Here is an 18166-nt window from a genome sequence, read left to right on the forward strand (position 1 = left end):
TACTTATTATTGGTTTATTCTCATACAGCTAAGTCCGTCTATTTCTATTTCTTTATTTCCGGGTAAATATACTTTATGTTTGTTTTCATCCATGTTTACTACAAGTATGGCCTTCTTGCCGTCTACGCTTGTCCATTCGGCTGCGCGAACTACCGGGGAGATTTCGTAACCGGGTATATCACGCGTTGGATTATCGCCCGCAGGAATAATTTCCTGCATATAACGTCCGCCCAGGAACAAGTCGTGTTGTTTCTTGCGGAATAACATCATATTTTTCAGGAATTGTGCTTCGGTACGCGATTCGGGTTTCATCAGAAGCACAGGATTCACCCATCCGAGTTGCGAACCCCACAACAAACTCTGCATACTGATATAGCGGAACACTCCATCGGTCAGGTTTGAAGGCAGATAAGCAAATCCACTATATATAGCACGATCCGAATATACGATCGGGAAAAGAGGCACCATACGGATATTGGCATTATGAGCCGTATTTACCACAAGCAGCATGTCGAAAAGGTCGATATAACACTCTACATTTTCTTCACTGGTGAAGATATTGTCTTTTTTCAGATGATTGGCGTGCATATCTGTCAGCAGGCTGCGATAGGCCTTAGGCCAGAAATCTCCGCCTCCGGCAGGATGCGAATGATTTTTAGCATAGCAAGGTTCGGAAGCCGCTGCTGCTATCTGATCGATATATACGCCACTAGTTCCCAGTTCGTTTTGTATACGGTCTACCAATCCCTTCAATATATTCTGCCAGATCGGGGAAGAAGGACAGGTTACCGAGTTAGGCACTTTAGAACCGTACACCTCGGTATACAAAGTTCCGTCCGCTTTACGGCAAGAGGCGTCCTTACCATTCAACCGGCCATAGCTTTCCGTTGCCGGGTCCCATAAACGGCCATTTATATAAGGTGTAACATGACCTCCCAACTTCTGCGCTTCTTTTACAGCTTCTGCAAAGCCTTCTTTGGCCGGAAAGTAATCCGGATAATGTGTATCATAAGGAATCTGATGCCAGTCGTACCAATGAATGCCGCATCCTTTACCGTAAAATTTCAAAGCATCCCGTACTCCTTGCATGATTTCGGGAGATAAATTACGCGGACGGATCCACATATCCGCATTGCGGAGCCATTCCGGAATAGAACGTTCGGTCAACAGTTTGCCTCCCCATTCGGTAGTAAAAGTAAACGGACGATACCATTCAGTAGTGGCTGCTATCCAGCCTTTCGGATTAAAACCGGTAACGGTAGTCCAGGGTAACTTAAAATGCCCCGCTTTTGTCCAGCCTTCAGATGCAACAATATCTGTCTGGAAAGTAGCGATCGTACCGTTATCTTTCACCTTTAATGATTTACCGCACGCGCCACGGTCTTCGGTTGCATAATAAAAAGCACCCTCGGAATTATGCATAAGCAAAAACTGCATACCGCCTGTGCATGAAGGATAACGTGCACCGTATTCGCTCTGCCGTCCCATTTCATATTCTATCCCCCAGCCAAAAGGAATGATAAGTTTAGCTCCTTCAGGTCTGGACACCGGAATACGTGGAAATTCCAACTGGCTTACCACCCACCCTTCCGGCATAGAAGCTTCGATGTTCCATTGTGCCAGTTCAGAATCGTCAGACAAAGACACAGACATGCGAACCGGATATGTAGGCGTATACCGTAAAACCATCTGCCAGGTAAAAACGAGTGTGGCACGGTTGCCTTCTTCCTTCACTTCCACTCCTTCGTAGGTGCCGTTTACCGGCAGTAGTGTAGGATTTTCCCCATTCTCTCCTTTATATGTGATTTGCCAGGGTGCCATATCGACTCCTTTTGCAGGAAGCAACGCCCGGTTTCCGGCATGCATGGAAACTAATTTAAAATTCTTGGAATCCGAAAAAACAAGTTCCGTTTTACCATTGGAAAGAATAATATTTCCATTTTCTTTCTTCACGGAAACCGCACTGTTCACCAAGTGCGTAAAAACGAAAAGCATGCACACAAGCATGCAGGTCAGCGTGGTTCTTGATCTCCTCATGATACTTCGTGGTTTTAATAATACTGTATGACTTTACAAAGATAGAATCTTTCTTTTATATGTTGCATATCCGGATTCACTTTCGTGTTTAAAAACTATAAAGATATTCACTATCCCGTTAGGTTTTTATACCGGATATTTTAAGTTGAATATCCTATACATTTATTCTTTTGACCTAGGTCGAAAGAATACAACTTCCTATACATCTTATTAAATTGTGCCTTATCAGAAATTAAACAACCGGATATATCCGTTTAACTTTCTTATTCTGTCAACTGATTTCATATAACGCAAAAAATAGCTATCTTTGCCATCTCCTTACTAACAAGTGGAATATATAAATAAATCGTCGATATGATTCTATTTTTCAAATCTTCAACAAAGACTGTGCTGGCCGTAGAAGCTGCACAAACTTTCTCACCCGAAGATGTTCAAAAACTGGTATGGTTGTTTAGCGATGCAACTCCTGTTCAGGCAGAAACATTGGAAGGTTGGTTTGTTGGTCCCCGCCGGGAAATGATCACCCCATGGAGTACAAACGCTGTAGAAATAACCCAGAACATGGGTCTTTCCGGCATCTCCCGCATAGAAGAGTATTTTCCTGTATCGGGCAAGGATGCAGACCATGATCCGATGTTGCAACGTATTTACAACGGGCTGAATCAGGAATTATTCACTATCAGCAAACAACCGGACCCTATCGTTTACATAGATGACCTGGAAGTTTACAACAAGCAGGAAGGGCTGGCTTTAAGTGCCGAAGAAATTGCCTACCTGAATGAAGTAAGCCAGAAACTGGGACGCAAACTGACAGACAGCGAAGTGTTTGGTTTCTCGCAGGTAAACTCGGAACACTGCCGTCATAAAATCTTTGGCGGTGTATTCGTTATCGACGGTGAAGAAAAGGAAAGTTCACTGTTCAATCTTATTAAGAAAACATCGGCCGAGAATCCGAACAAACTGGTTTCAGCCTACAAAGATAACGTAGCTTTCAACGAAGGCCCAGTAGTGGAACAGTTTGCTCCGAAAAGTGGAGACAAACCCGACTATTTTGCCGTAAAAGATATTAAAACCGTTATCTCGCTGAAAGCAGAAACGCACAATTTCCCTACAACCGTAGAACCTTTCAACGGTGCTGCAACCGGTAGCGGCGGTGAAATCCGCGACCGTCTGGGCGGCGGTAAGGCTTCGTTGCCTATTGCCGGAACAGCCGTATATATGACTTCGTATCCGCGTACGGAAGAAGCCCGTGAATGGGAAAAGATTCTTGACCCGCGTCCGTGGTTATACCAGACGCCCGAGCAGATATTGATTAAGGCATCCAATGGTGCTTCAACATTCGGCAACCATTTCGGACAACCACTAATCTGTGGTTCATTGCTTACCTTTGAACATACGGAAAACCATAAGAAATATGCTTACGACAAAGTGATTATGCTTGCCGGCGGTGTAGGTTTTGCCAATATGCGCGATGCACTGAAAGGTAATCCCGAACCTGGTGAGAAAGTAGTCGTTATCGGTGGCGACAACTATCGTATCGGTATGGGGGGAGGTGCCGTATCTTCTGTAAATACGGGACAATATACCAGCGGTATCGAACTGAATGCCGTACAGCGTGCCAACCCCGAAATGCAAAGACGTGCTGCCAACGTAATCCGTACGATTGCCGAATCAGACGAGAATCCGATCGTTTCTATCCACGACCACGGCGCAGGTGGCCATCTGAACTGTCTATCCGAATTAGTGGAAGCTACCGGAGGACATATAGACATGAGCAAATTGCCTATCGGCGACAAGACACTTTCGGCCAAAGAAATCGTAGGTAATGAAAGCCAGGAACGTATGGGCTTGCTGATGAAAGAAGAAGACGTAGCCCGCGTACGCCGCATTGCCGAACGCGAACGCGCTCCGATGTATGTGGTAGGAGAAACAACAAACGACATGAAGTTCGTTTTCGAACAGGCCGACGGAAAAAAACCTATCGACATCAAGCTGGAATATATGTTTGGCAAACCGCCAAGAACTGTGATGACAGACCATACCGTTACCGAAAGTTTCCAGCCGGTTGTTTACAAAGAATCGGAACTGCATCATTATCTGGAAAACGTTCTCCAGCTGGAAGCCGTTGCTTGCAAAGACTGGTTAACCAATAAAGTAGACCGTTCGGTAAGCGGAAGGGTTGCCCGCCAGCAATGCCAGGGCGAACTGCAATTGCCATTGAGTGACCTGGGTGCCGTAGCCCTCGACTACCGTGGAAAAGCAGGTATTGCAACATCCATCGGACACGCTCCGCAGGTAGCATTGGTAGACCCTGCAGCAGGCTCGGTAATGGCAATAGCAGAAGCATTAACCAATATCGTATTTGCTCCGCTCAGCGATAAACTGACAGGTGTATCATTGAGCGCCAACTGGATGTGGCCGTGCCGCAACGAAGGCGAAGATGCCCGTTTATACACAGCCGTAGAAGCGGCTTCCGAGTTTGCCATCTCTTTAGGCATCAATATTCCTACCGGTAAAGACTCTTTATCCATGACGCAAAAGTATGGCGACGATAAAGTAATTGCTCCGGGTACGGTTATCATCTCGGCAGGTGCCGAAGTAAGCGACATAAAGAAAATCGTTTCTCCGGTATTAGCCCGCGAAAAGAATTCGAGCCTGTATTATATAGACTTCTCATTCGACACATTAAAATTAGGAGGTTCCGCCTTTGCCCAGGTCTTGAACAAACTGGGAGACGAAGTACCGACTGTAAAGGATGCCGAATACTTCCGCGACGCATTTAACGCCATACAGGAAGCAATAGAGAAAGGCTTGATTCTTGCCGGACACGACATCTCTGCCGGCGGTATGATTACTGCTTTGCTCGAAATGTGTTTTGCCAATGTAGAAGGTGGCCTGGAAGTAAATCTGGACAAGATAGGCGAAACGGATGTTATCAAAATATTGTTTGCCGAAAATCCGGGTATTCTGGTTCAGGTAAAAGACAAGAAAGCATTTGAAAAGATGATGGAAGAAGCCGGTGTAGGTTTCGCCGTCATTGCAAAACCGACCGACGAACGCCATATACTGGTATCGAAAAACGGTGTACAATACCACTTCGGCATCGATTATATGCGCGACGTATGGTATGAATCATCCTATAAATTGGATATCAAGCAGAGCGGTAACGTTTGCGCAGGCAACCGTTTCGAGAACTATAAGATGCAACCGCTTGAATTCAAATACAACAAGAACTTCACCGGAAAACTTTCTGCTTACGGCCTGACTGCCGATCGCAAAGGTCCGAGTGGAATAAAGGCTGCCGTAATCCGCGAGAAGGGTACGCAATGCGAACGCGAAACGGCTTATGCACTCTATCTGTCTGGCTTCGACGTGAAAGATGTTCATATGACCGACCTTGCCAGTGGACGCGAAACACTGGAAGACGTAAACTTCATCGTATTCTGCGGTGGATTTTCCAACTCCGACGTGCTCGGCTCAGCCAAAGGATGGGCAGGCGGCTTCTTATATAATGAGAAGGCAAAAAAGGCAATCGAGAACTTTTACGCACGCACCGATACAATGAGTATGGGTATCTGTAACGGTTGTCAGTTAATGGCCGAACTGGGACTGGTTTATCCGGAACACGAAGTGAAGCACAAGATGCTGCATAATGATTCCCATAAGTTCGAATCGAACTTCGTAACACTGGAGATTCCGAAGAACAACTCCATCATGTTCGGTTCGCTTAGCGGAAACAAGTTGGGTGTATGGGTGGCTCACGGCGAAGGCAAGTTCTCATTCCCGTATGAAGAGAAGGAATATAATGTAGTAGCAAAGTATAACTACGAAGGCTATCCTGCCAATCCGAACGGTTCGCCTTGGTCTGTTGCCGGCGTTTGCTCTAAAGACGGCCGTCATCTGGCAATGATGCCTCATCCCGAACGTGCCATCTTCCCATGGCAATGTGGTTATTATCCTGCCGACCGCAAGGAAAACGATCAGGTAACTCCATGGATCGAAGCCTTTGTGAACGCATACAAGTGGATCGAAGGAAACAAGAAGTAAAAAAGATATATAGCTTTTAAATGAAGTGCACCTCAAAAGTTTTTTGTCTAACTTTTGAGGTGCATTCTTTATGAAATATACTTTTGAAAAAAACTCAATATAGTGCTATTGCTACAGGGCTACCGACTGCAGGTGGCATTGACCTGGCAGGGGAAAGCGGGACGCCGGACGAGGCTAAGACAAAAATGTTGTGCATATAATTATGGTAATATTGGTTGATATCCCCCCTGTAATATTATTGTAATAATTTGTTCCTATCTTTGCAATGCTGTCGAAACGTATGTGAAACAGAAAAGCTGTTTATTTGCAGGCGGAAACAGTGAGTCATATTTTTATTCACCGCAACCAACAAACTAAAATGAAAATTGGAAAAAGAATGGCGCTCGCTCTGTTAGCGCTGCTTCCCTTAGCGATGAAAGCTCAGGAAACAGAGAGCCTAAACCCTCGTATAGATTCGCTTGCAGAAGAGACTGCAACTCTGGACAAAATTGTAAAGAAACTCAGCAAATTTAAAGTATCGGCCTATATCCAGGGACAATACCAATATGGGCAGGAAGATGCAACCCTTAAAGTAGGAGATAAGAACGAACATGAAGATAAAGGCTTTAACCGTATCGGCATTCGTCGCGGACGTCTGAAATTTGAATACAACGACGGTATTGGTACAGGTGCCGTGCAAATAGAAGCAAATGACAAAGGTATAAGCTTTCGTGATTTATACATCGGAGTCAAAGACCCATGGACAAAACGCAATCAACTGATGGCTGGTGTATTCAATCGTCCTTTCGGCCATGAAATCGGTTACTCAACCAGTGGACTGGAATCTCCCGAACGTGCAACAATCATTCAGTATTTTTTCCCCGACGAACGAGATCTGGGAGCTATGCTTACCTTGCGTACGCCAGAGAAAAGTCCGCTAAACTTTCTTCGTTTGGATGCCGGCCTGTTCGCAGGAAACAGTATTAACCGGGAAACAGACAGCCGGAAAGATTTTATCGGCCGCCTGGGAGCCGAAAGACCTATCGGGAATTGGGGCAAATGGGGATTAGGTGTTTCATACTATCACGGTTACGTTTACAATCCGACAAAAGAGGCTTATGAAATGGACGGTAAGCATTTCGTCAAGGTAGACAAAGGAGAAACCGGTACATACATGAAACGTCAATATATAGGTATGGATGCCCAGTTTTCCTTCTTAAGCTCTCTAGGCAAAACAACCTTACGTGCAGAAGGGCTTTTAGGCATCCAACCGGGTATTGCCGGAAGTAGCAGAAGCCCCAATTACAGTTCACGCCCTGAAGATTTACCGGAAAACTCGTTATTCAAGCGTCCTTTCCTGGGTTATTTCTTCTATCTGGTGCAAGACATCGGGGCATCCCCGTTTTCTGTCGTATTCAAGTACGATGCTTATGATCCGAATACAAAGATTAAAGGAAACGAAGCAGGAGCCGAAAACAGCTATACCTCCAAAACGGATCTTGCACAAAGCACTTTAGGCCTGGGTGGTATATACAACTTCAACAAACATATCCGCCTGCAAGCCTATTATGAACTTAATTTCAACGAAAAGAGTACCTTTGTAAAAGGTTACGAAAAAGACCGCAAGGATAATGTACTGACGGTTCGTTTGCAATACAAGTTCTAAATAAACACAACATATGGATGTCCATCTTATAGATACGGGGTATTTCTATGCAGACGGCGGCGCCATGTTCGGAGCAATTCCTAAAACAGCTTGGCAACGCCGTTATCCCAGCAATGAAACAAACGGGTGCATACTAGCTATGCGAAGCACCCTGATTACAACAGACGACGGCCGGGTTATTTTAATCGATACCGGAGCAGGGAATAAGCACTTAAAACAACTCAGCTATTATAAGTTTTTCAATTTAAAAGATTTAAACGACGAACTGGAACAGTTGGGATATAGCCGCGGGCAAATAACGGATGTGGTGCTTACCCATCTGCACTTTGATCATTGCGGATATGCTACTCTTAAGGATAATGCAAACGGGCAACTCATTGTTGCCTTCCCTAATGCCACCCATTGGGTAAGCCGCTCCCAATGGAACAACTTCTGCCATCCTAACGCTTTGGAAAAAGATTCTTACTTCGCAGAAAACATGCAGGCAGTAGAGGAGGCCGGATTGCTCCGGTTGGTAGACAACGATACTTTCCTTTGTCCGGATATAGAACTTCGTATTTACAACGGGCATACGCCGGGACAATTAGTACCCTATATCCAAACACCGGAGCGGAAGGTGGTTTTTGCAGGAGATGTCATCCCTCTTGCCGCCAGCGTATCACCGGAATGGATATCCGCCTATGATACATATCCTGTTATTTCTTATAACGAAAAAGTACGGATGCTTAAAGAAGCAGCCGACAAAGGACAAACCCTGGTCTTCTGTCATGACGCCTACCTGAAAATGGCACTTGTCCGCGCAGTAGGCAGCTTTTTCAAAGCTGTCCCGGTGTAAAACCCCTACAAAAGCATCACCAGAGCGGCTGCGAAGGGTTTGTATCCCTACAGAGGCACTACCGGAACGGCTGGCATCGTTTTGTAGGCCTACGAAACCATTACAGGAACAACGGCAACCATTTTGTAGCCCTACGGAACCTTCGCCGGAGCTCCGGTGATACCTCTGTAGGAAATCCGAAGGTTTTTTAGTAAGTTTGTACTCACATTTCTTAAACTAAACAATATAAACACATGAGCAAATTCAGCAAGTATGTATTGATACTGGCATCATGCGCAGGCATGGTGGCATGTTCAAACAACAAAACGATGAAGGGCAACTATGGAATCGTACCCTTGCCGCAAGAAGTGACAATAGCAGACGGCACACCTTTCATGCTATCCCCCTCTACCCGGATTGTTTATCCGGAAGGAAATGACAACATGGCCCGGAATGCCAAATTCCTTGCCGCTTACATTAACGAAGTAACGGGTTATGAGCTGCGCACCACGACACAAGCAACGTCCAAAGGAATCAACTTATCTGTAGATAGCAATATCCGGAATCCGGAAGGATATAAATTAGTTGTGTCCGCAGATAGCATTGAGATTGCCGGAGCTACCGAAGCCGGAGTATTCTATGGCATTCAGTCATTACGCAAATCTATCCCGGCAACGGCAGAAGGAGCGAATATCGAACTCCCGGCCGTTACAATCAACGACTATCCCCGTTTCAAATATCGTGGAATGATGCTGGATATAAGCCGTCATTTCTTCCCTGCAGATTCGGTAAAGAAGTATCTGGACATATTGGCCCTGCATAATATAAATACATTCCATTGGCATCTGACAGATGATCAGGGATGGCGTATTGAAATAAAAAAGTACCCTAAACTGACGGAAATAGGCTCGAAACGTTCGGAAACTGTGATCGGGCACAATTCCGGCAAGTATGACGGTCAGGAATATGGCGGCTTTTATACACAGGATCAAATACGCGACGTTATAAAATATGCACAAGAACGTTACATTACGATCATTCCTGAGATCGATATGCCGGGACACCAGCAGGCGGCTTTGGCTTCTTACCCCGAATTAGGTTGCACAGGCGGCCCGTATGAAGTATGGAAACAATGGGGTGTATCCGAAGATGTAATCTGTGCCGGAAACGAACAGTCCATGCAATTCCTTGAAGACGTACTGGCAGAAATAATAGACCTCTTCCCTTCCGAATATATACATGTGGGAGGCGATGAATGCCCGAAAGTCCGTTGGGAGAAATGCCCGAAATGCCAGGCGCGCATCAAAGCCGAAGGAATCAAGGGTGATAAAAAACATACGGCGGAAGAATATCTTCAGAGCTACGTTATCTCACGGATGGAAAAGTTTGTAGAAAGCAAAGGACGCCACATCATCGGCTGGGACGAAATACTGGAAGGCGGCCTGGCTCCGAATGCCACCGTAATGAGTTGGAGAGGCATGGCCGGAGGAGTGGAAGCAGCCAAGCAGAAACACAACGTTGTGATGTCTCCGAACACATTCGTATATTTTGATTATTACCAGTCTACCGATACGGAGAATGATCCTGAAGCCATTGGCGGATATCTTCCTTTAGAGAAAGTATATTCGTTTGAGCCTGTTCCTGCCGAACTTACTCCCGACGAACAAAAATATATTATCGGAGCCCAAGCAAACTTGTGGACAGAATACATACCTACTTTCTCGCAGGTAGAATACATGGTACTGCCCCGTATGGATGCATTGGCAGAAGTACAATGGACTGACCCTTCCAAGAAAGATTACCAGAGCTTCCTGCCTCGTGTAGCAAGAATGACGGAATTGTATGACCGCCTGGGCTACAACTATGCCAAACATATATTTGATGTAAATGCCGTACTTACCCCCAATACGGAAAAGGGCAGTTTAGAGATCAACCTGCTTAAACTGGGAGAAGGCACCATTTATTATACGTTAGACGGTAGTACTCCAACAAGCAGCAGCATGAAGTATGAAGCACCTATCCAGATAACTAAGGATGCCGACTTTAAAGCTATTGTTATTCGTCCGAACGGTACGGAAAGCCGCATTTTCAATGAACAAATCCACTTCAACAAAGCAACCATGAAGCCTATCACGCTGAAGGAAGAACCAAGCAAAGGCTATTCTTTTAATGGTGCTCCGGCACTTGCAGACGGTCTGACAGGCAATGAGAACTACAAGACCGGCCGTTGGTTAGGTTTTCAGGGAAAGGATGTAGATGCCGTGATCGACCTGAAAGAACCGGCCGAAATAAACAAAGTCACCTTTAATACAAATGTAGTAAAAGGAGACTGGATTATGGGCGCTGCCGGAGTTACGGTAAAGGTTTCCAATGACGGAACAAACTTCCGTGAAGTGGCAAGTAAAAAGATTCCCGAACTGACAAAAGAAGACAAGGATGGTATCTATCCGCAGGAAATCACTTTCGAACCGGTAACAGCCCGTTATGTGGAAGTTATTATCAACAGCAGCAAATTGCCTGCATGGCACGGTGGAGCCGGCAGCGATGCCTTCTTATTCGTCGACGAAATAGGTATTGACTAAATTCAGAAACATCCCGATGATTTTATAAAATCATCGGGATGTTTTTTTCAAATGATCCTTATCATTATTTATCTTCAACTAATGCACAATTAGAATCACAACATTTGTTGCCCGATGTTTCAAACTCCAATGTAACATGCGAAATGCCATTATCGGCCAGGCTATGCTTAATTTCATGCTTTATATTTTCCATACAATCCGAACCTTCAATACGTATATGTCCGGTCAGGGCTATTTCCGTAGTGCTTATCGGCCAGATATGCAGGTGATGTACGTTCTTTACTCCGGATACATCATAAATTATCGCTTCTATTTTTTTAATATCCATTCCCGGAGGAACTCCATCCAACGAAAGACGGATACTGTCGCGCAAAAGCCCCCACGTAGAATACACTATAATAACAGCAATCAGTAATCCTATGACCGGGTCAATCACATACCAGCCGGTATAGCTGATAATAATACCGGAAGCCACAACGCCAACCGATACCAAAGCATCGGCAGCCATATGCAAATAAGCCCCCTTTACATTCAGGTCTTTATCCTTATCTTTCATAAAAAGCCAGGCCGTCAAAGCATTAATAACAACACCAATACCGGCAACCCAGGCTATAGCCTCACCCTCCACCGGGCGGGGATGCATAAGTTTTCCTATACTCTCGGTAACAATGATACCGACAGCAACTAACAAAATAACCGCATTAAGTAACGAAACCAATACCGTACTCTTTTTATATCCATACGTATAACTGGAAGTTGGATGCACTCTGGCTAACCGGAATGCCAACATAGCAAGGATCAAGCTTGCAACATCTCCCAGGTTATGCCCTGCATCGGACAACAAGCCTAATGAATTATACCAGAAACCTGCAAAGAACTCAGCAAATACAAATATGAGATTCAAGCTTATGCCTATAACAAAAGCTTTGTTGAGTGAAGTTATCTCATGATTGTGATCATGATTATGTTCGTGATGATGCCCCATAGCCATATATTTATTTAGTTTTATAACCCCCCTTTATTATTAACAACAACCGTATGCAAAGCTATGTTTTTTTCTAACAAAAAAGAAGCCTTCCTTCACAGGGAGACTTCTTTTTTATGAAGAGGATAACCAATAAAAAACTCCTCTGTTCATACGGTGTTTAATCATCTTATATGCTTACTTTAAATATTAGCAACAGGTTCTGGCATAGCGATTATACTAATAGTCATCTTTTCATCTGACACTGCAAAGATAAGCTCGCCTAGAAGGAGATACAATACCTAGAACTGAGTAAATAAACTCCGCCGTTACCTATTAATAGTGATTTTAAAGCATAAATCCCGGCAAACGGGTTCATATTACCTACTTGTTATTAATCAAGGCCTCAAGATACCTAGCAATAGGTATTGCCCGCACTTTTCGCCTCCGGTACTTTTGTCCTCTGATAAAATTATAAAATAATAAGAGTTAGAAACAAATTCATTAACAAGATGAAAACAAGTATTCATAAACGTTTCTTACTGCTTCTGCTTGTATCAGCTATTACGATGTATGCAGAACAGGCCTCAGCAACCAAACCTTCGCGTCTCCAGCTGGGGGGTTACGGCGAAGCTGTAATGACACGCAATTTCTACAGCGACAATGTATTTCGTTACTCCCATGCCGATAAGTATAAAGATGCGCACAGTCACGGACAATTTGACCTGCCTCATGTCGTAATTATGCTGAACTACAATTTCGGGAAAGGTTGGTCTATGGGAAGTGAAATCGAGTTTGAACACGGCGGGACAGAATCGGCAGTAGAAATGGAAGCGGAGGAAGTCGGCGAATTTGAAAAAGAAATAGAACGCGGCGGCGAAGTGGCTTTGGAGCAGTTCTGGATACAAAAATCATTTAATCGTGCTGTAAACTTACGAATGGGGCACATTGTAGTACCTGTCGGATTAACAAATTCGCAACATCTCCCGACACAATTTTTCACAGTGTACCGTCCTGAAGGAGAAAACACTATAATGCCTTGTACGTGGCATGAAACAGGAATCAGCTTGTGGGGTGTAGCAGGTAAATGGAGATATGAAGCCATGCTGTTACCAGGGCTTAACTCCGCTATGTTTTCCAAAGACCTCTGGATAAAGAACGGTTCGGCTTCGGCTTTCGAATTTAAAGTTGCAAATAATTATGCTATAGCCGCCCGCATAGACAACTATTCAATTCCCGGTTTACGTATTGGTGTCAGCGGCTACTATGGACACAGTTTCAACAATACCCTGCAATCGGATTTCAATTCCACCAAATACAAAGGCGTAAAAGGAGCTGTTGCCATTGGTGCTATAGACTTTAATTATGCAGGACACAACTGGATAGCGCGAGGCAATTTTGATTATGGGCATTTGGGTGATGCAGATAAAATAAGCGATTTTAACCGGGGACAGTCAAGCACAACACCTTATTCGCGTACCCTTGTAGGCAGGCAAGCTCTTTGTGGAGGTGTAGAAGCCGGATACGACTTGTTCTCATGTTTTAAGAAACTGCACGAAAAAGAACATAAGCTATATCTATTCGGACGTTACGAATATCATGACGCATACGAACCTCCTACGAAGCAATACCAGGATTATGCCTGGACCGAACGTCATCGTATTGCTGTTGGCCTGAATTACTTCCCGATCAAAGAGATAGTAATAAAAGCCGAATACTCCGAACGTTTCCTGAAAAGTCAATTTAATAATGAACCGTCATTCTCCATCGGCGTAGCGTATGCCGGATATTTTATCAGATAAAAAAAGAACTAACAATTTCAAAAACAGATAAGACATGAAAAAGTATTTACAATTTCCTTTAAGTGTATCGGCCTGTATTCTTATGGCTATGAATTTTTCTGCATGTAGCAACGACGATCCGGGACAGGGAACAAACCCTGATTCTTCTGAAAAAGACAAGATGCTGAAAGCTGCATGTGTTCAATTTGTAAATAACCCTGTAATAGCAACCTATAAACAACTGGCTGACGATACGGAAACTCTGGTGGACAAACTAAAAACTTTAAAAACAGAAAGAACCGATGTAAATGTAAAAGCAGCTTGCGACCTGTTTAAACAAGCCCGCAAACAATGGGAACTGAGCGAAGCATTCCTGTTTGGAGCAGCCGGAGACTTTGGTATTGACCCGCACATTGATTCATGGCCTTTAGACCTGAACGGATTATTAGATGAGTTGAAAAATGAAGCTCATATCAAAGCCATGGAAGCCGAAGATGCCGACGTATGGGCTTATTCAAAGTTAGGTCAGGAATTACTGGGATTCCACAGCATTGAATACATATTATTCAAGGATGGTTCTCAAAGAGCAGTAAAAGACATACAGGAAAAAGAACTTACTTATGCTATCGCTGTAGCCGGAGATCTACGTAACAATTGTTACCGTTTGCAAGCATCATGGGCCGGAGAGGAAGGAACAGCAGCCAACCGCTGGGCAAAAGTAGTTGATAAAATGGAATGGTCGGTTACCGTAAACAGCGGAGAATTCTCATACGGAGAAAACATGAAAAACGCAGGCAAAGCAGGTAGTACATATTCGACCTGGACAGCGGCCGCACAAGCAATTATAGACGGTTGTAAATCTATTGCAGACGAAGTAGGTACTCAAAAGATAGGCAAGCCCCATACAGGTGAAGATGTTAACTACATCGAATCTCCGTATAGCTATAACTCTATTGAAGACTTCTGCGACAATATCCAAAGTATAGAAAACGCATATATGGGAGGTATCGAAGGAGATCGCGGTTCTTCTATCCATGACTACATGGCAAAAATTAATCCTGATCTAGATAAACAAATAACCGATGCCATAGCCAATACAATAGCCAGGATTAAAGCCATGAAATTTCCATTTGTAAAAAACTACACGGATCCATCATGCCAGAATGCCATGGATGCCTGCAAAGCGCTTGATGATATATTAACTACGGCAAAAGCTGAATTAGCTAAGGAGGATTAACAAATGAAAATCACTGACATAAAATGGTTTACCTTATGCATAGCCGCCTTTTCTCTCGTCGCTTGTAACGACGATAAACCTGGTTCGGAAAATAACCCTATACCCGGACGCGGAGAGGCAAATGAAGTATTTAGTGCTGCCGAGTGGTATCCCGGCGGTTTATTAGGTACAACAGACAACACAACGCAATCTGCTTACGAAGATCCTACGCCGGCAATCGAGCAAGCCGGAATGGTTGACAAATTCAAATACGGAGAAATATTCTTTGAAAGGACGTTCAACACCAGTACCCCTCCGTTTCATGGCTTAGGACCGGCTTACACACGTAGTTCATGTGTGGATTGTCATCCCGGCTACGGGCATGGCAAAAGGGTAGATCAATATAAAGCGGAGTATGGCAACGGCTACCTGCTTGTTGTATATGATAAAGACACACAAGCATACGTACCCGAACTGACAGGTATGCCGCAAACCCGTGCTACTTCGCCCTACCTACCTCCTGTTGATGAAGAAGGTATTAATATACAATGGTTGCCTTACACAGATGAATACGGGAACAAATTTCCGGATGGAGAAACTTATAACCTGATATATCCGGAAGTTACTATCAACCCGGACTATATAAATACGGTTCCTAAGCCTACCAACTACGAAGTTCGTCTGGAATCGACCATAGGTATTTACGGAAGCGGTTTACTGGATGCCATACCTGACGATTCTCTGTTAATACAATATCAACATGAAGAACAGCTGGGATTACCGCTGAATCCAGCCAAATATGGTGGAGGCCAATTTGTCAACCTAATCAAAGAAGCGGATGGAACGGAACATCCGGGACGTTTCACGTATGCCCTCTCCCGCGGAACGCTCCAGAATGGTCCCGGAGCTAATGCAATATGGAACATCACAAACGTAAACCGGTCAGACCGTCCTAAATTGTATACTTCGGCTGCATGGGCAAAAGCCATGTCTGAAAATCAGGAAATCCAACAGAAGTTAGGAGTAGGACGCGATTCTATTTACAAGATGCTGGATCCGACCCTGGCTGTCCACAAAGCCGAAATGTCGGACGAAGATTACATAAACTTCATGATCTGGCACCGTGGCCTTGCTGTTCCTGCAGCACGCAATTTACATGATGAAGACGTAAAAAAGGGAAAGCAACTTTTCAACCAGATCGGCTGTACTACCTGCCATCGTCCCTCATGGAAGACCGGAAATGATAATTATTCCGGAGATCCGTTAGTTGCCGGGAAATTACCTAAATATCCGCATCAAACAATATGGCCGTATAGCGATCTGATTCAACATAGACTGGAAATGAAAAACGATATACGTACCGGTTGGTGCCGTACAACTCCGCTTTGGGGACGCGGTCTGTCACTCATCTGTACAGGCGCATGTGACCGTTTACACGATATGCGTGCACGCAACGAAATAGAAGCTATCATGTGGCATGGTGGAGATGCTAAGCGATCAAAGGAAAAATTCCGTCAATTAAGCAAAGAAGACAGAGATGCCATTGTAAAATTCATACAATCCATTTAACCCGTCTTTACTTAATAGAAAAAGAATTTTGTAAAACAAGGAGAATGGTCAACAATGCACCCGTGTCCGGCAAATAGCAACCGATGCCAGCTGGAACTGGTTCCTCTTTCAATATTTTATATATCTAACTTTCCCCGATGATGGCAAAACAGGAATAATATTTTGTATCTTTGACTATTCAACCCCCTAAAGAGACAGAAAAATAATGTACAAAAAAGGAAAATACAGAGAGACTGATAAGATGAGCGATTTGATTTGCGAGAACTATCCCATGGTTCTCGTTATGAGTCGTTTTGGCATTGCCCTTGGTTTCGGAGAAAAAAATATCGGAGATGTTTGCCGGCAGAATAAGGTGGATACCTGTACTTTCTTAACCGTAGTAAATTTCCTCGTAGAAGACAGAAAAGAACTAATCACAGATATCGACAAATGTCTCTCTATAGAATCACTGATTGTTTATTTACACAACGCACATGATTATTTTCTCAATTTCCGCCTTCCGCACATCCGTCGTAAATTGGTTGACGCTATACAAGATTGCCCGGAAGATGTAGCATTTGTTATTCGCCAATTCTTCGACGGATATACAGAAGAAGTAAATAAACACATGTCATACGAAGAAAAGAATGTATTCCCCTATGTCCGTAATTTGCTCAAAGGAGAAAAAGACCCTAAGTATAACATTACCATCTTTAAAAAACGGCATGACCAGATAGAAATGAAAATAACAGAATTGAAAAATATCCTGATCAAATATTATCCGGGAGAAGACAGTTACCTGCTGAATAGTGTATTATTCGATATATTTTCTACCGAACAAGATTTAGCAGCCCATAATCACGTAGAAGATTATTTATTCGTGCCAGCTATCCTGGCATTAGAAAAACAATTAAATTCATAACAATGAACTTTAATTTTAAAATTGCTATTGCAGAACCTTCTACAATTATCCGTTGTGGATTAGAAACTGTATTGCGGCAACTGCAAGGTTTTCATATTCAAATAGTAGAGATATGTAACATGGAAAGCCTGCAGGAATCTTTAAGGATGCATAAACCGGAGTTATTGATTATAAATCCGGCGTTCCCCGGTTATTCGGGGCTCCAGTCTATCAAAGACGGATGTGCCTGCCCCGGAATAAAATGTATCGCCTTAATATGCAGTGCAACCGATCCTCAAATGATACGTCCCTACGACGACCAATTTGGCCTTTATGACAGTATAGACGAAATAAAGCACAAACTGGAACGCCTGTTGGCCGAAGAAATCCCGGACAATGCCGAGAATGAGGAACAACAAACATTAAGTACCCGCGAGAAAGAAATTGTTACTTGTGTGGTAAAAGGGATGACAAACCGGGAAATTGCAGACCGGCTATTCTTATCTACGCATACAGTCATAACCCATCGCCGCAATATAGCACGCAAACTACAAATACATAGTGCCAGCGGTTTAACAATCTATGCTATCGTTAACAAGCTGGTTGAGCTGAAAGATATACAGTAATAATA

The 18166-nt window shown here is 43.9% G+C and carries 11 protein-coding genes; 9 read left to right on the forward strand and 2 right to left on the reverse strand.

Going from position 1 to position 18166, the window contains the following annotated elements; translation table 11 throughout:
• Nucleotides 1–6 precede the first annotated feature (6 nt).
• A complete protein-coding gene (locus tag CTY47_RS05785) occupies nt 7–2037 on the reverse strand; it encodes a DUF6259 domain-containing protein (RefSeq protein WP_233202094.1) in 2031 nt (676 codons plus the stop codon).
• Nucleotides 2038–2391: 354 nt separating this feature from the next.
• Here CTY47_RS05785 and purL point away from each other — a divergent pair, with 354 nt between their 5' ends.
• From purL to CTY47_RS05805, 4 genes are all read left to right on the forward strand, one after another.
• The gene (gene purL, locus CTY47_RS05790; protein WP_099463823.1) at nt 2392–6084 is read left to right on the forward strand and encodes a phosphoribosylformylglycinamidine synthase; all 3693 of its coding nucleotides are present in this window, start codon (nt 2392–2394) and stop codon (nt 6082–6084) included.
• A 358-nt stretch (nt 6085–6442) separates the two neighbouring features.
• Nucleotides 6443–7729 (forward strand): porin family protein, encoded by a 1287-nt coding sequence (locus CTY47_RS05795; protein ID WP_099463824.1) that lies wholly within the window; start codon nt 6443–6445, stop codon nt 7727–7729.
• 13 nt (nt 7730–7742) lie between these two features.
• Nucleotides 7743–8564 (forward strand): MBL fold metallo-hydrolase, encoded by an 822-nt coding sequence (locus tag CTY47_RS05800; protein WP_099463825.1) that lies wholly within the window; start codon nt 7743–7745, stop codon nt 8562–8564.
• A 233-nt stretch (nt 8565–8797) separates the two neighbouring features.
• Nucleotides 8798–11125, forward strand: a complete 2328-nt coding sequence (locus tag CTY47_RS05805; protein ID WP_099463826.1) for a glycoside hydrolase family 20 protein — start codon at nt 8798–8800, stop codon at nt 11123–11125.
• Between the two features lie 64 nt (nt 11126–11189).
• On the opposite strand, the gene CTY47_RS05810 is transcribed toward CTY47_RS05805, so the two are convergent.
• On the reverse strand, nt 11190–12110 hold the full coding sequence (locus tag CTY47_RS05810) for a cation diffusion facilitator family transporter (protein ID WP_099464099.1): 921 nt from the start codon (nt 12108–12110) through the stop codon (nt 11190–11192).
• Between the two features lie 548 nt (nt 12111–12658).
• On the opposite strand from CTY47_RS05810, the gene CTY47_RS05815 reads away from it, so the two are divergent.
• The 5 genes from CTY47_RS05815 (at nt 12659) to CTY47_RS05835 (ending at nt 18161) form a co-directional block, all read left to right on the forward strand.
• The gene (locus CTY47_RS05815) at nt 12659–13891 is read left to right on the forward strand and encodes a hypothetical protein (RefSeq protein ID WP_233202116.1); all 1233 of its coding nucleotides are present in this window, start codon (nt 12659–12661) and stop codon (nt 13889–13891) included.
• A 34-nt stretch (nt 13892–13925) separates the two neighbouring features.
• The gene (locus CTY47_RS05820; protein WP_099463828.1) at nt 13926–15107 is read left to right on the forward strand and encodes an imelysin family protein; all 1182 of its coding nucleotides are present in this window, start codon (nt 13926–13928) and stop codon (nt 15105–15107) included.
• Nucleotides 15108–15110: 3 nt separating this feature from the next.
• Entirely contained in the window at nt 15111–16655 is a 1545-nt protein-coding gene (locus tag CTY47_RS05825) for a di-heme oxidoredictase family protein (RefSeq protein WP_099463829.1), read from the forward strand.
• Nucleotides 16656–16860: 205 nt separating this feature from the next.
• Nucleotides 16861–17556 (forward strand): hemerythrin domain-containing protein, encoded by a 696-nt coding sequence (locus CTY47_RS05830; RefSeq protein ID WP_099463830.1) that lies wholly within the window; start codon nt 16861–16863, stop codon nt 17554–17556.
• A gap of 2 nt (nt 17557–17558) precedes the next feature.
• Entirely contained in the window at nt 17559–18161 is a 603-nt protein-coding gene (locus CTY47_RS05835; RefSeq protein WP_099463831.1) for a response regulator transcription factor, read from the forward strand.
• Nucleotides 18162–18166: the final 5 nt, after the last annotated feature.

Origin of the sequence: Parabacteroides provencensis (assembly GCF_900232875.1) — a bacterium.
GTDB classification, from domain to species: domain Bacteria; phylum Bacteroidota; class Bacteroidia; order Bacteroidales; family Tannerellaceae; genus Parabacteroides; species Parabacteroides chinchillae.